The sequence below is a fragment of the Brevundimonas aurantiaca genome (genome assembly GCF_904830995.1).
GTDB classification, from domain to species: domain Bacteria; phylum Pseudomonadota; class Alphaproteobacteria; order Caulobacterales; family Caulobacteraceae; genus Brevundimonas; species Brevundimonas aurantiaca.
Genome location: NZ_CAJGVD010000001.1, coordinates 2,869,432 through 2,883,033 on the forward strand (window position 1 = coordinate 2,869,432; position 13,602 = coordinate 2,883,033).

Sequence of the window (13,602 nt, forward strand, 5' to 3'; positions counted from 1 at the left end):
CGGCGACATGGCGGAGGTTCTGCGGCGCAATATCGAGGCCATGCGTGCGCAGCGAAAAGAGGCGGCCGAGGCGGCGCCATGGCCGGAACGGCTCGCCCAGCGCATCACCGGATTCGCGGGGAGCATGGGGTTCGTGCTGCTGCACCTGCTGATTTTCGGCGGCTGGATCCTCTGGAACCTGTTGGCTCCGGAGCCGTGGCGTTTCGACGAGACCCTGGTCGTCCTGGCCATGGCCGCCTCCGTGGAGGCCATCTTCCTGTCGACCTTCGTCCTGATCAGCCAGAACCGGATGGCGGCGGCGGAGCACGGGCGGGCGGAGTTGGATCTGCAGATCAATCTGCTGGCCGAACACGAAATCACCCGGCTGATTGATCTGGTCGGTCGCCTCGCCGCGCACGCGGGACTTTCGGAGACGGACCCGCACCTGGACGAGCTGCGCCGCGACGTCGCGCCGGACGCCGTTCTCGATCAGATCACGCGATCAAATGAGGAAGACGATGACAGAGGTTCTTGACCAGACGCACACCATGCGCGCGGCGGTCGTCACAGGCCCCGGTCAACTGGAGGTGCAGCGCGTGCCCAGGCCTGAACCCGGCGTGGGTCAGGTCCGGATCAGGCTGGAGGGCTGCGGCGTCTGCGCCTCCAATCTGACGCCTTGGGCGGGGCCGGACTGGATGACCTTTCCAACGCCGCCCGGCGGGCTGGGCCACGAAGGGTGGGGCGTCGTGGATGCGGTCGGCGAGGGCGTATCGCGTGTCGCGGTCGGCGACCGGGTCGCGGCCCTGTCCCAGAGCAGTTTCGCCGAATATGACGTCGCCGATCAGGCGGCGGTGGTGCCCCTGCCGTCCGAACTGGACGGCCTGCCGTTTGCGGGCGAACCCCTGGGCTGCGCCATGAACATCTTTCGGCGCAGCGGGATCTCGCCCGGTCAGACCGTCGCCATCGTCGGAATTGGTTTTCTGGGGGCGATCCTGACACGGTTGGCGACTGATGCGGGCGCCCGCGTCATCGCCCTTTCCCGGCGGCCCTATTCTCTGGACGTCGCCCGTCGCATGGGGGCGGTCGAAACCCTGGCGCTGGACGACCACTACGCCTTGATCGCCAGGGTCTCCGAACTGACGGAGGGGCGGTTCTGCGATGTGGTGATCGAGGCGGTCGGCAAGGCCTGGCCGCTGGACCTGGCGGCCGAACTGACCCGTGAACGCGGTCGGCTGGTCATCGCCGGCTATCACCAGGACGGCCCGCGGCAGATCAATATGCAGCTGTGGAACTGGCGCGGCCTGGATGTCGTCAACGCCCATGAGCGCGATCCCGCCGTCTATGCTGAAGGGGTGCGCGAGGCCGTGGAGGCGGTGCGCTCAGGGCAGCTGGACCTCAACGACCTGATCACCCACGCCTATCCGCTGGAACAGTTGGACCAGGCGCTGGACGCCACCCGCGACCGACCGGACGGCTTCCTCAAGGCGGTGGTGAGGATGCGATGACCGATCTGCTTCTGCAACGCGGCGCGTCGTCTGAACTGCGTCGCCCGCGCGTGGGATTCCTGGGCGTGGGCTGGATCGGGCGGCATCGGATGGCGGCCATGCTGGACGCCGGCCGGATCGAGGCGGTCGCCGTCGCCGAGCCCGACCCGGACATGGCGCGCGAGGCCCTGGTTCTCGCCCCTGACGCGACGGTCTGCCCCGACCTCGACGATCTGCTGGCCCAGGATCTTGACGGTCTGGTGATCGCCACACCCAGCGCGCTTCACGCCGATCAGGCGCAACGGGCCCTGGACGCCGGCGTCGCCGTCTTCTGCCAGAAGCCGCTGGGCCGGAACGCGCAGGAGACCGAGGCCGCCATCGCCGCCGCCCGCCGCGCGAACCGGCTGCTGGCGGTGGACCTCAGCTACAGGTTCACCGCCGCCGTTCAGGCTCTGAAGACCCAGCTTGAGTTAGGGGTTATGGGCCGCATTCACGCGGTCGATCTGACCTTCCATAACGCCTACGGGCCGGACAAGCCCTGGTTCTACGACGCGGCTCTCTCTGGCGGCGGATGCGTCATGGATCTAGGCGTCCATCTGGTCGATCTGTGTCTGTGGCTGCTGGATGACGCGGTGGCGGGGGTTGAGGCGAATCTGCGGCGGCAGGGTCGCCCCCTGGCTGGTCGCAAGGAGGCGGAAGACTACGCCGTCGCGACCCTGATCCTGAAATCCGGCGCGGTGGTCCGCCTGGCCTGTTCATGGCGACTGCCTGCGGGCCAGGACGCGGTGATCGAAGCGGCCTTTTACGGCGAGCGGGGCGGGGCGGCCCTGCGCAATCTCGGCGGCTCCTTCTATGATTTCGAGGCCACGGCGTTTGAAGGGGTGACGCGGCGCGTTCTGGCGTCGCCGCCGGACGACTGGGGCGGCCGCGCCGCTCAAGCCTGGGCTCAAGCCCTGGCGGAAGGGAAACGATACGACCCTGAGGTCGAGCGGCTGGTGGAGGTGGCCCGGACCCTGGACCGGATCTACGCCGCCGCAGCCTGAGGCTTGATCAGAACGGAAAGACGATCGGGATCGCCACCATGGCCGCGACCCAGGTCGCCAGGTTCAGCGGAAGCCCCACGCGAACGAAGTCCATGTAGCTGTAGCCGCCCATGTTGAAGACCAGCACATTGGTCTGATAGCCGAAGGGGGTGGCGAAGGCGGCTGAGGCGGCCATCATGACCCCGACCAAAAAGGGCCGGGGATCGACGCCCAGGCTCTCCGCCAGGGCGACGGCGATGGGGGTGATCAGCACGGCGACGGTCGCGTTGGACAAAAGCTCCGTCGCAAACAGGGTGACGCCATAGAGCACGACCAGGGCGCCGAACGGCCCCATGGGGCGGATGACGTCGATCAGTCGCTCGGCGCCGGCTGCGGCGAGGCCGGTCACCTCAATGGCGGTTCCGACCACCACCATGCCGGCGATCAGCAGCAGGATTTCCGGCCTCAGGCCGGCGTAGGCTTCCTCCGGCGTGATGACCCGAAGCAGGATCAGCGCCACGGCCCCGGCGAAGGCCGAGGCGGCGATCGGCGCCCAGCCCAGGGCCGCTGAGGCGATCACCAGGACGAAGACCGCCAGGGACATCATGGCCGGGCGCAGCCGGAAGGGGCGGTCCGCCGCCTCATACAGGGTGACGTCGCCCAGATGGGCGTCCCCCGACCCGTCCGCCTGATTTCGGGATTCGCCCAGGCGCGGCAGACCGAAGGGGATGAGGCGCTTGCGCCGCTTCGCCGCCTCGGCCTCGGCGCGTCGTCGCGCCGCCTCCATCTCGGCCAGCCGCGCGGCCTGGGCCTCGTCCTGGGCGACGGAACGACCCAGCTGTCGCGCCCCGAAGAAATAGAGCCACAGGCCGCCGACGATCGCGATGAACAGACCCACCGGCGTGATCTCGAACAGGCCGAAGACCGGCTGGCCGGCGTTGCGCGCCATGTCGTTGACCAACAGGTTCGTCGAGGTGCCGATCAAGGTCAGAAGCCCGCCCATGACGGTGACATGGCTCAGCGGCATCAGAAAACGTTTGGGCGACAGCTTCAGCGACTGGGCCACGTCGCGGATCACCGGCGCGGCCAGGACGACCACGGGGGTGTTGTTCAAAAAGCCCCCGACCGCGCCGCACAGGCCGATGACGATCCAGATGCCCTGGGCCCCGACGCGGGCCGCCAGACCGGTCGCCTGCCGGATCAGCAGGCCCAGCAGGCCCGACAATTCGATGGCGTAGGCGATCACGAACAAGCCGGCCAGGGCGATGACGGCCGGACTGGCGAAGGCGCTCTGCACCTCGACCGGCCGCACGACGCCCAGCAGGAGCAGGACGGCGGCGCCGCTCAGGGCGACGACGTCGGCGCGCAGCTTGCCGTGGATCAGGACGCCGACCACGCCGATCAGCACCGCCAGGGCAACCATCTGGTCGAAAGTCATAGGCCGTGCAGACCGTTCTCCGCGCCCTTCGTCAACCTTTTTCGCAGGGCCGCCCCAAAAGCGACCGACCTTATGCTAGGCTTGGTTCATGCTCGAACCGATCGCGTCGCCTCGCCCGTCGGTCGTCGCGCTCGCGGCGTCTGTCCTCCTCCTCGGTCTCGTCCTGGCGGGCTGTCAGCGCGAGGAGCCGGCGCCTGAAGCCGCTCCGTCTCAGCCCCAACACCAGACCCAGGCCCCGGTCGTCTCGGTCGCGCCGGCGCCGACCCTGGACCGGGCGGGCCTGTTGCAGGCCATGGACGTGGCCGCTTCGGCCTATGCGGCGGGGCGCGAGGTCGGCGGCACGGACCTGGTCGGTCGGCGCTTTGCGGTGCGTCAGGTCTTCGGCTGCACGGGGCCCGGCACGCCGCCCGCCGGGGACGCTGCGTCCGGCGACGGCCTGGCCCGCTGGTCCTGGGGCGATCGGCGGCGAACCCTGAAGCTGACGCTGGCGCCGGGCGACTGGACCGACTCCGCCCTGATCGCCGGGGGCGCCGACAGCTGGGAGGCCGCCGAGGGCTTTTGGTTGACCCGTCCCTGGTTGAGGACCGAGAGCTGCCCCGGCGTCCAGGGCGATCCCCTGGCCGGCGGCTCCGTCGCCCCGTCTCCCCAGACCGCGGGCCTGGCGGCGGTCTTCGACCAGGACGGTCCGCGCACCGGCCGCCGCAACGGTCGCGCCTATGAATATGTCGTAAGGGGCGAAGGGGACCAGCCGCCTCCGGCGCCGTCAGACGGCTACCGGCTGGTGCTGGAAGGGCGAATGGCCGCCTTCGCCGACGGCCGCGCCATCCGCTGCCGCGCCGCCGGCCCCGATCAGCGGCCGGTCTGTATCGGCGCGGTTCGCCTGGACCGCGTGGCCTTTGAGGATGCGAGCGGCAAGCTGCTCAGCGAGTGGCGGGGGGGCTGACGGCGGTCGTCCTCAGCCCGTTTCGCCGTCTTCTGAAAACGCAGGCGGGCGCGGTTGCATCATCGTCGCCAGCCGATCCACGGCCGTCGCCATCGCCGCCCGGTCGTCCGCCGACAGTCGGCCGAAACCTGAAATGAAGCCGTCGCCGAACAGGCCGGGCGAGGAGGCCAGGGCGCCTCGCCCGGCCTCTGTCAGCCGGACATGGACGATCCGACGGTCAATCGTTGAGCGATAACGCACAGCCATCCCCTTGGCCTCCAGCTTGTCCAGCACGGCGACCACTGTGGGCGGGGACATGGAGACGTCGCGGGATATGGCGCTGGTGCTGACCTCGCCCAGGTCGCGGATCGATTGCAGCACCAGCAGCTGCGGCAAGGTGAGGCCCGTCAGGCGCGCGATTTCCCGCGATCGGACGTCGATCGCCTGGGCGATCCGTCTGAGGGAGCGGACCAGGGTCGCCGTCGAATCCGTCGGCGCGTTAGGAGACAGCCCCGCTGAAAGATCAATCATCCGGTTGAACTCTTTCGTACACGAAACATTTGTACCCGCTGCATCCACAATTCAAGGAGGCCCCATGTGCGGTCTTAGCGGCGAGATCAATTTCGACGGACGGCCGGCCGACGCCGGCGCCGTGCAACGCATGACGGATGCGCTCTCGCCTCGGGGACCGGATGGGTCCGGCATAGTGATGCGCGGCCCGGTGGGGCTGGGGCATCGCCGGCTGAAGATCATCGACCTGTCGGAGGCGGCGCAGCAGCCGATGGTGGACGCCGACCTGGGCGTGACCCTGGCCTTCAACGGCTGCATCTACAACTATCCGGAGCTGCGCGAAGAGCTGCAGGGGCTGGGCTTTCGCTTCTTCTCGCACGGCGACACCGAGGTGATCATCAAGGCCTGGAAGGCCTGGGGCGAGGCCTGCGTCGAACGGTTCAAGGGCATGTTCGCCTTCGTCCTGCATGAGCGGGACACGGGCCGCACCGTGATCGCCCGCGACCGGTTCGGCATCAAACCGCTGTATCTGGCCGAGAGCGGCAAGCGGCTGAGGTTCGCCTCCAGCCTGCCGGCCCTGCTGGCGGCGGGGGATGTGGACAAGACCATCGATCCGGTCGGCCTGCACCACTACATGACCTTCCATGCGGTCGTTCCGCCGCCGCACACCATACTGAAAGGCGTGAAGAAGTTTCCCCCGGCGACCGTTCGGGTGATCGAGGCGGAGGGGACGGCGAAGGACCGGCTGTACTGGCGGCCGGACATGACCCGCCACGCCGAGGACGCCGGACTGACGGCCGAAGACTGGCGCGACCGGGTGCTGGACAGTCTGCGCGAGGCGGTGAAGCGCCGCATGGTCGCGGACGTGCCGGTGGGCGTGCTGCTGTCGGGCGGGGTGGATTCCAGCCTGATCGTCGGCCTGCTGGCCGAGCTGGGCCAGAAGGATCTGATGACCTTCTCCGTCGGCTTCGAAGAGGCCAATGGCGAGAAGGGCGACGAGTTCGTCTATTCCGACCTGATCGCCAAACACTATGGGACCAAACACCACCAGATCTTCGTGCCGCACCAGCGGCTGATGGAGGCCCTGCCGGGGACCATCGGGGCCATGTCGGAGCCGATGGTCAGTTACGACAACGTCGGCTTCTATCTGCTGAGCCAGGAAGTCTCGAAACACATCAAGGTGGTGCAGTCGGGCCAGGGGGCGGACGAGGTCTTCGCCGGCTATCACTGGTACCCGCCGATGCTGGAGGCGACCGACCCGGTCGAGACCTACGCCAAGGCCTTTTTCGACCGCAGCCATGCGACGCTGAAGACCCAGTTGAACGGCGCCTATATGGCCGACACGGACGTCAGCCGCGCCCTGGTCGAGGCCCATTTCGCCCAACCGGGCGCCGATACGCCGGTCGACCAGGCCCTGCGCCTGGACAGCCAGGTGATGCTGGTGGACGATCCGGTGAAGCGGGTCGACAACATGACCATGGCCTGGGGGCTGGAGGCGCGGGTGCCCTTCCTCGACCACGAGCTGGTCGAACTGGCCGGCCGGATTCCGCCGGAGCACAAGCTGGCCCAGGGCGGCAAGGGGGTGCTGAAGGAGGCGGCGCGTCTGGTGATCCCGTCCAAGGTGATCGACCGCAAGAAGGGCTATTTCCCCGTTCCTGCGCTGAAATACATCCAGGGTCCGTATCTGGAGATGGTGCGCGAGGCCCTGACCAATCAGACCGCCCGCGACCGGGGTCTGTTCGACAGGGGGTATCTGGACACCCTGTTCGCCGACCCGACCCAGCAGATCACGCCGCTGCGCGGGTCCGAACTGTGGCAGGTCGCCGTGCTCGAGATGTGGATGCAACAGCATGGCGTCTGACGTTCGACCCGAACGGTCCAAGGCGCACCGGCTGAAGCGGCTGCGTCACGAAGGGCTGAAGCCACCCGTGCAGTCCGGAGACGGACCGAGGCCGGACGCCGTGCTGGACTGCGGCTGGGGCCGGCTGCTGTTCGCCCAGACCTTCGAGACGGCCGAGCCCCTGGTCGAGGCCCTGCGCGCCGAGGGGCCGGACCGGCGCGACATCGCCTTCTACGTCCGCAATCCGCATGTCCTGCTGGCCCAGGCGCCGCAGGAGCTGTTCCTGGACCCGTCGCACACCTATCGGCTGGAACTGGCCACCTATCGCGCCGGTCGTCGCCAGCCGAGAGGCTTTACCGTGCGCCGTCTGACGTCGGAGGCGGACGCCCAGGCGGTCAACGACATCTACGCCAAGCGCAGGATGGTGCCGGTCCCGCCCGACTTCTTCTGGTCCCGTCGCGACGACCGGACAATCACCTATTTCGTCGCCGAAGATGCGACGACGAGCGCCGTCATCGGCACGGTGACGGGGGTCAATCACGCGCGCGCCTTCGACGATCCCGAATGCGGTTCGTCGCTCTGGTGTCTGGCGGTCGATCCCCAGGCGACCCAGCCGGGCGTCGGCGAGGCCCTGGTCCGGCGGCTGGCCGAGCATTTTAAGACCCAGGGTTTGGCCTACATGGACCTGTCGGTCATGCACGACAACGACCAGGCCATCGCCCTGTACGAAAAGCTGGGGTTTCGTCGCGTGTCCTTCTTCGGGGTCAAGCGCAAGAACCCGATCAACGAGGCCCTGTTCGTCGGCCCCACCGATGATCATGATCTGAACCCCTATGCCCGCATCATCGTCAATGAGGCGCGGCGGCGCGGCATCCATACAGAGATCATCGACGCCGAGGGCGGGCTGTTTCGCCTGAACTGGGGCGGGCGGTCGGTGCGGTGCCGCGAGAGCCTGTCGGAGCTGACCTCGGCCGTGGCGCTCAGCATCTGTGACGACAAGCGGATGACGCGACGCATCGTCGAGGCGGCCGGGGTGCGCGTGCCCGAGCGGGTCGATCCTGACGATCCCTCCGCCATCGACGCGGCCCTAGAGCGGTTGGGCGCCCTGGTGGTCAAGCCGGCGCGGGGCGAACAGGGGCAGGGCGTCGCCGTGGGTCTGACGACCATGAAGGACGTCCAGTCGGCCCTGGTCCGCGCGCGCCGCATCTGTTCCGAAGTGCTGATCGAGGAACAGGTCCAGGGCGAGGATCTGCGTCTGGTGGTGATCGACTACAAGGTCGTGGCCTGCGCCCTGCGTCGCCCGCCCCGCGTCATCGGCGACGGGCGCACCCCGCTTCGGGCTCTGATCGAGCATCAGAGCCGCCGCCGCGCCGCCGCGACCGGCGGAGAATCGACCATACCGATTGACGAAGAGACCGAACGCACCCTGGGCGAGGCTGGCTATGGCCTGGACGACGTCGCGCCCGAGGGGGTCGAGGTTCTGGTGCGCAAGGCGGCCAATCTGCACCTGGGCGGCACCATTCACGATGTGACGGAGGAGGTGCACCCGACCCTGATCCGCGCCGCCGTCGCCGCCGCCCGCGCCATCGACATCCCCGTCACCGGCATAGACCTGATGGTGAAGTCGCCGCGCGAGCCCGACTACGCCTTCATCGAGGCCAACGAACGCCCCGGCCTGGCCAATCACGAACCCCAGCCGACGGCCGAGCGTTTCATCGACCTGTTGTTCCCCCTGTCCGCCCCGACCTCGGCGCGCGCCGTGGTTCGCGCCGACGTCTGAAGGAGGCCCCTTGGCCCGTCCAGCGATCGACCTTGACTATCTGAAGTCCCGCCTCGCCGACCTGCTGAACACGCCCAGCCCCACCGGCTATACCGACGAGGCCGTGTGGCAGGTGTGCCGGGAGTTGCAGCGGCTGGGGCTGGACTATGAACTGACCCGACGCGGCGCCATCCGGGCCCGCCTGCCGGGCCGGGCCCCCAAACCTGCCCGCGCGGTCGTGGCCCACGTCGACACCCTGGGCGCCCAGGTCAAACAGGTGAAGGACAACGGCCGGCTGGAGCTGGTGGCCATCGGCCACTGGTCGTCGCGCTTCGCGGAGGGCGCGCGGGCCACAGTCTTTTCGGAGGGCGGCGCCTGGCGCGGCACCATCCTGCCGCTGAAGGCCTCGGGCCACACCTTCAATGAGGAGGTGGACACCCAGCCGGTCAGCTGGCGTCAGGTCGAGCTGCGCATCGACGCCGTGACCCACGGGCGCGACGACACCCTGGCTCTCGGGATCGACGTCGGCGACATCGTCGCCATCGACCCCCAGCCCGAGTTCACCGACAGCGGCTTCATCGTCTCGCGCCATCTGGACGACAAGGCGGGGGTCGCGGTCCTTTTGGCCGCTCTTGAATGCATGATCCGCGAAGAGCGCACCCCCACGGTCGACACCTGGTGGCTGTTCACCATCGCCGAGGAGGTGGGGCTGGGCGCCTCGTCCGTGCTGATCCCGGACGTGGCGGCCATGGTCACGGTCGACAACGGCACGACCGCGCCGGGCCAGAACTCGTCTGAGTTCGGCGTCACCATCGCCATGGCCGACCAGACGGGGCCGTTCGACTGGCACCTGTCGCGCAAACTGGTCCAACTGGCGCGCGACCACGACATCGCGCATCAGAAGGACGTCTTCCGCTACTACCGCTCGGACTCGGCCTCTGCGCTGGAATCCGGGGCGGACATCCGCACTGCCCTGATCACCTTCGGCGTGGACGCCAGCCACGGCTATGAGCGAATCCACGAAACCGCCCTGGCGGACCTGACGCGTCTGCTGATCGCCTATGCCGAGAGCGAGGTCGAAATCGGCCGCGACGCCAAACCCCTGAGCGGGGTCAAGGGCTTCACCCACCAGCCGGTCGACGAATAGGTCGACTGGGGCGGTTTGCCGGCGTCAGCGCCTATCCATTCTCCCAGCCTCCGCCCTCGCGGCTCGCCCAGGCTCCGCCCTCGCGGCCCGGCGCCAGGGCCAGCAGCCCTCGATCTCCGTTTCCAGCGAAAAGCTGAGGAAGGTCCGTATCAGGACGACCAGACCCAGCAGGCCGACCGTCTGAAGCGTCAGGGGTGCGGTGATGGTGCTGATGATGTCCGCCCCGACCAGGAGTTCCAGGCCGAGGAGGATGCCGCGGCCCAGGTTCGCCCGATAGGTGGTATAGGCTTGGCGCCAGTTTCGATCCCGGACGCCGTGCAGGGCGAACAGCCCGGTCGCCAGCAGGACTCCGCCCACGATGATGCCGGCGCCGGCCAACTCCAGCAGCACCGCAAACGGTTGGATGAAGGCGTGAACCTGGCTCAGCATGGCCGTTCCGATCGCTTATCCGTATCGCCGACCTCGTCCGGGCGACGTCAACCCATGCGCCACAGACGCAGATGTTCAAGCACGTCCGCGACGATCTGTTCCCGCGTGAACCCCGTCAGATCGCGCGCCCGCCCTGCGGCGTCGGAATAGGCGGACAGCCGCCATTCCATCGCGCGGCGTTTCTCGGGCGCATCCAGCGCGGTCATGGCGGGTCGCGGACGTTCACGCGCCGCGAGGCGATAATGGAACGTCGGCCCGTTCTGACCGGTCGCGGTCAGGACCAGGCCTGTCGCCTCGCGCGCCACCTCGGCCTCCAGTCCTTCGGCGGACAGGGCCGCGCGAACCGTCTCCAGGGCCGGGGCTCCGGCCTGGTCCAGCTGGCGGTCGATGTCGCGCCGGTTCGCGGGCGACAGAATGCGTTTGAGCTGTTCGGACAGGGGCGGGCCTTCGGTCTCGACCGCGCGTCCGGCCAGGTCGGCGTTCATCTGCCGCACCAGTCCGGCGGCCAGCAGGATCATGATGACGGCGAAGGGCAGGGCGGCCACCAGGGTCGCCGCCTGAAGCGCGCCCAGGCCGCCGGCCAACAGCAGCAGGGCGGCGGCCAGTCCCTCCAGCGAGCACCAATAGACCCTTTGCCAACGCGGCGTATCGTCGGCCCCGCCCGACGCGATGGTGTCGATCACCAATGAGCCGGAATCCGCCGAGGTGACGAAGAAGACCGCCACCAGCAGCACCGCCAGGGTCGAGGTGACGGCGGCGCCCGGCAGTTCCTCGAAGAAGCGGAATATGGCGGTGGACAGGTCCGCCGTCACCGCATCGGCGATGGCCCCCGCCGCGACCCCCATATCGAGATTGACCGCCGTATTGCCGAAGATCGTCATCCACAGAAAGGTGAAGCCGGTGGGAACCAGCAGCACGCCGATGACGAATTCTCGCACCGTGCGGCCGCGTGAGATGCGGGCGATGAACATGCCCACGAAGGGCGACCAGGCGATCCACCAGGCCCAGTAGAACAGGGTCCAGCTCGCCATCCAGCCGCGGGGCTCATAGGCGTAAAGGTTGAAGGTGCGGATGAAGAAATGGTCCAGATAGAGGCCGAAGTTCTGGACCAGGGCCTTCAAGAGGAAGCCGGTCGGCCCGACGACCAGGACGAACAGCATCAGCAGCACCGCCAGCACCAGGTTCAGCTCCGACAGCCGCCGGACCCCCTTGTCCAGTCCGGTCAGCACCGAGGCGGTGGCGCACGCCATGACCAAGGCGATCAGCCCCACCTGCACCCAGGGCGTATTGGGCAGGCCGGTCAAATCGTTAAGCCCGCTGTTGATCTGCGACACCCCCAGACCCAGGGAGGTGGCGATGCCGAACAGGGTGCCGCAGATGGCGAAGACATCGACGGCGTCGCCGATCGGTCCGTTGATCCTCCGGCCCAACAGGGGCGACAGGCCCGAGCGAAGGGTCAGCGGCAGGCCCTTGCGATGGGCGAAATAGGCCAGGCTGAGCCCGACCAGCGCATAGACGGCCCAGGCGTGGACGCCCCAGTGGGTGAAGGTGATCACCATCGCCTCTCGCGCCGCCTCGAAGGTGCGGGGCTGGGCCTCGGGCGGGCTGGCGTAATGCTGGATCGGCTCGGCGACGGCGAAATACATCAGGCCGATGCCCATGCCGGCGGCGAACAGCATGGCCAGCCAGGAGACATAGGGGAAGTCCGGCTCCGAATCGTCCGGCCCCAGCTTTAGGGCCCCGGTCGGCCCCAGGGCGAGGAACAGGATCAGCAGCAGAAATCCGGCGACGGCGGCGATGTAGAACCAGCCGAAGGTGTCGATCACCCAGCCTTGAGCGGCCTGGAACAGACGGTCGGACTCGCCGGGGGCGGCGACGGCCAGGGCCAGCAGCAGGCCGACGATCAGGCTTGCGCCCCAGAAGACGCGCGGATTCATCTTGGTCTTGAGCATGGACCTATAGCGTGACAGTTCCGCCATGGTTGCGGCGTCCATTGCCGCGTTCGGTTCAAACCGGCCTTCAGACCGTCTTCACAGGGGGATTTCCCGCCGCTCTGCGGCGCTGCGCAGGCCGGCGTCCAGGACGCGCATGACGACCAGCGCCTGGTCGGCGGGAACGGGCGCGGGCGCCGCGCCGCGGATGGCGTCGCGGACTGCGGCGTAGAAGGCGGGGTAGTCGCCGCGTTCGGGCGCAGGCGTGGTGCGGACGGCTCCGCCGTCGATCTGCCTGGTCAGCACGCCGGGCGACGGGTCCAGACCCCAGTCGGGGGCGCCGGGACGCAGGCCCGCCTTGGACTGGCTCTCCTGGGCGTCGAGGCCGTGTTTGATGAAGCTGCCGCCCGTGCCGTGGACGACGTAGCGGAGCGAAGCCTCGGCCGCGAGGTGGCCCATGTTCAGGATGACCCGCAGCCGGTCGTAGCGCAGCAGGACGTGGGCGTAGTCGATGGCGGTCGCGCCGACGCGCTGGGCCTGGAGGTCGGCGTAGACGCCCAGGGGCGGGCCGAACAGCTGGACCGCCTGGTCGATCAGGTGTGGCCCCAGGTCGGCCCAGACGCCGCCGTCGCGCCTGTCCTTCCAGCGGTCGGCGACGGCGGGGCGGAAGCGGTCGAAATGGCTTTCGAACACGGCGATTTCGCCGAGTTCCCCCTGGTCGATCAGACGGCGCAGGGTCAGGAAGTCGGCGTCCCAGCGGCGGTTCTGGAAGACGCTGAAAACGCCGGGCGCATCGGCGGCGACGGCGGCGACTGCCTCAGCCTGCTCCAGCGTGGCGGCGAAGGGCTTGTCCACCACCACGGACTTGCCGGCCTGAAGCGCGGCGATCGACTGTTCGGCGTGAAGGGCGTCGGGGGTGGCGACGACGATCAGCCCGATGTCGTCGCGGGCCAGGGCGTCGTCCAGATCCGGCAGGACCGCGACGCCAGGCAGGTCGGCGTGGACCGCTTCAGGGCGCGACGAGACGACGGCGGTCAGGTGCAGGCCCGGGGTCGCCTCGATCAGGGGGGCGTGGAAGGTCTGGCCCGCCAGGCCGTAGCCGACGACGGCGACGCCGATGGGTGCGTGTGAGGTCATGCCC

Annotated in this window: 12 protein-coding genes; 7 read left to right on the plus strand and 5 right to left on the minus strand. The window is 68.7% G+C overall.

The window, feature by feature from the left end:
- The first annotated feature begins 7 nt into the window (after window positions 1-7).
- The 3 genes from JMT67_RS14110 to JMT67_RS14120 are packed head-to-tail and all read left to right on the plus strand — an operon-like array spanning window position 8 to window position 2,506.
- Entirely contained in the window at window positions 8-514 is a 507-nt protein-coding gene (locus tag JMT67_RS14110; RefSeq protein WP_183217652.1) for a DUF1003 domain-containing protein, read from the plus strand.
- The gene (locus JMT67_RS14115; RefSeq protein ID WP_224761312.1) at window positions 498-1,484 is read left to right on the plus strand and encodes an MDR/zinc-dependent alcohol dehydrogenase-like family protein; all 987 of its coding nucleotides are present in this window, start codon (window positions 498-500) and stop codon (window positions 1,482-1,484) included. Before JMT67_RS14110 ends, JMT67_RS14115 begins: the two co-directional genes overlap by 17 nt.
- Window positions 1,481-2,506 (plus strand): Gfo/Idh/MocA family protein, encoded by a 1,026-nt coding sequence (locus JMT67_RS14120; RefSeq protein ID WP_183217654.1) that lies wholly within the window; start codon window positions 1,481-1,483, stop codon window positions 2,504-2,506. The genes JMT67_RS14115 and JMT67_RS14120 overlap by 4 nt, the downstream gene beginning before the upstream one ends.
- A 7-nt stretch (window positions 2,507-2,513) precedes the next feature.
- Here the strand turns inward: JMT67_RS14120 and JMT67_RS14125 are convergent, their stop codons facing one another.
- The gene (locus JMT67_RS14125; RefSeq protein ID WP_201463819.1) at window positions 2,514-3,923 is read right to left on the minus strand and encodes an SLC13 family permease; all 1,410 of its coding nucleotides are present in this window, start codon (window positions 3,921-3,923) and stop codon (window positions 2,514-2,516) included.
- Window positions 3,924-4,011: 88 nt separating this feature from the next.
- Here JMT67_RS14125 and JMT67_RS14130 point away from each other — a divergent pair, with 88 nt between their 5' ends.
- On the plus strand, window positions 4,012-4,866 hold the full coding sequence (locus JMT67_RS14130; protein ID WP_201463820.1) for a hypothetical protein: 855 nt from the start codon (window positions 4,012-4,014) through the stop codon (window positions 4,864-4,866).
- A gap of 12 nt (window positions 4,867-4,878) precedes the next feature.
- On the opposite strand, the gene JMT67_RS14135 is transcribed toward JMT67_RS14130, so the two are convergent.
- Window positions 4,879-5,376 (minus strand): MarR family winged helix-turn-helix transcriptional regulator, encoded by a 498-nt coding sequence (locus JMT67_RS14135; RefSeq protein WP_201463821.1) that lies wholly within the window; start codon window positions 5,374-5,376, stop codon window positions 4,879-4,881.
- Window positions 5,377-5,440: 64 nt separating this feature from the next.
- Here JMT67_RS14135 and JMT67_RS14140 point away from each other — a divergent pair, with 64 nt between their 5' ends.
- The 3 genes from JMT67_RS14140 to JMT67_RS14150 are packed head-to-tail and all read left to right on the plus strand — an operon-like array spanning window position 5,441 to window position 10,101.
- Entirely contained in the window at window positions 5,441-7,216 is a 1,776-nt protein-coding gene (locus JMT67_RS14140) for an N-acetylglutaminylglutamine amidotransferase (protein ID WP_201463822.1), read from the plus strand.
- Complete coding sequence (gene ngg / locus JMT67_RS14145) at window positions 7,206-8,975, plus strand: N-acetylglutaminylglutamine synthetase (RefSeq protein ID WP_201463823.1); 1,770 nt, start codon at window positions 7,206-7,208, stop codon at window positions 8,973-8,975. Before JMT67_RS14140 ends, ngg begins: the two co-directional genes overlap by 11 nt.
- Window positions 8,976-8,985: 10 nt before the next feature.
- Window positions 8,986-10,101: an osmoprotectant NAGGN system M42 family peptidase gene (locus tag JMT67_RS14150; protein WP_201463824.1), complete on the plus strand. Its 1,116-nt coding sequence runs from the start codon at window positions 8,986-8,988 to the stop codon at window positions 10,099-10,101.
- 24 nt (window positions 10,102-10,125) lie between these two features.
- Here the strand turns inward: JMT67_RS14150 and JMT67_RS14155 are convergent, their stop codons facing one another.
- Genes JMT67_RS14155 through JMT67_RS14165 form a run of 3 tightly spaced genes read right to left on the minus strand, consistent with a single transcriptional unit; the run spans window position 10,126 to window position 13,598 of the window.
- Window positions 10,126-10,530 (minus strand): DUF1622 domain-containing protein, encoded by a 405-nt coding sequence (locus tag JMT67_RS14155; RefSeq protein WP_201463825.1) that lies wholly within the window; start codon window positions 10,528-10,530, stop codon window positions 10,126-10,128.
- 47 nt (window positions 10,531-10,577) lie between these two features.
- On the minus strand, window positions 10,578-12,524 hold the full coding sequence (locus JMT67_RS14160) for a BCCT family transporter (RefSeq protein WP_233455896.1): 1,947 nt from the start codon (window positions 12,522-12,524) through the stop codon (window positions 10,578-10,580).
- A gap of 36 nt (window positions 12,525-12,560) precedes the next feature.
- Window positions 12,561-13,598: an oxidoreductase gene (locus JMT67_RS14165; RefSeq protein WP_233455897.1), complete on the minus strand. Its 1,038-nt coding sequence runs from the start codon at window positions 13,596-13,598 to the stop codon at window positions 12,561-12,563.
- Between the last annotated feature and the right edge of the window lie 4 nt (window positions 13,599-13,602).

Coding starts and splice junctions, on each gene's coding strand:
- JMT67_RS14130 (WP_201463820.1), top strand. CDS start 4,012: ATGCTCGAACCGATCGCGTCGCCTCGCCCGTCGGTCGTCGCGCTCGCG.
- JMT67_RS14155 (WP_201463825.1), bottom strand. CDS start 10,530: ATGCTGAGCCAGGTTCACGCCTTCATCCAACCGTTTGCGGTGCTGCTG.
- JMT67_RS14110 (WP_183217652.1), top strand. CDS start 8: ATGGCGGAGGTTCTGCGGCGCAATATCGAGGCCATGCGTGCGCAGCGA.
- JMT67_RS14165 (WP_233455897.1), bottom strand. CDS start 13,598: ATGACCTCACACGCACCCATCGGCGTCGCCGTCGTCGGCTACGGCCTG.
- JMT67_RS14120 (WP_183217654.1), top strand. CDS start 1,481: ATGACCGATCTGCTTCTGCAACGCGGCGCGTCGTCTGAACTGCGTCGC.
- JMT67_RS14125 (WP_201463819.1), bottom strand. CDS start 3,923: ATGACTTTCGACCAGATGGTTGCCCTGGCGGTGCTGATCGGCGTGGTC.
- ngg (WP_201463823.1), top strand. CDS start 7,206: ATGGCGTCTGACGTTCGACCCGAACGGTCCAAGGCGCACCGGCTGAAG.
- JMT67_RS14135 (WP_201463821.1), bottom strand. CDS start 5,376: ATGATTGATCTTTCAGCGGGGCTGTCTCCTAACGCGCCGACGGATTCG.
- JMT67_RS14140 (WP_201463822.1), top strand. CDS start 5,441: ATGTGCGGTCTTAGCGGCGAGATCAATTTCGACGGACGGCCGGCCGAC.
- JMT67_RS14115 (WP_224761312.1), top strand. CDS start 498: ATGACAGAGGTTCTTGACCAGACGCACACCATGCGCGCGGCGGTCGTC.
- JMT67_RS14160 (WP_233455896.1), bottom strand. CDS start 12,524: ATGGACGCCGCAACCATGGCGGAACTGTCACGCTATAGGTCCATGCTC.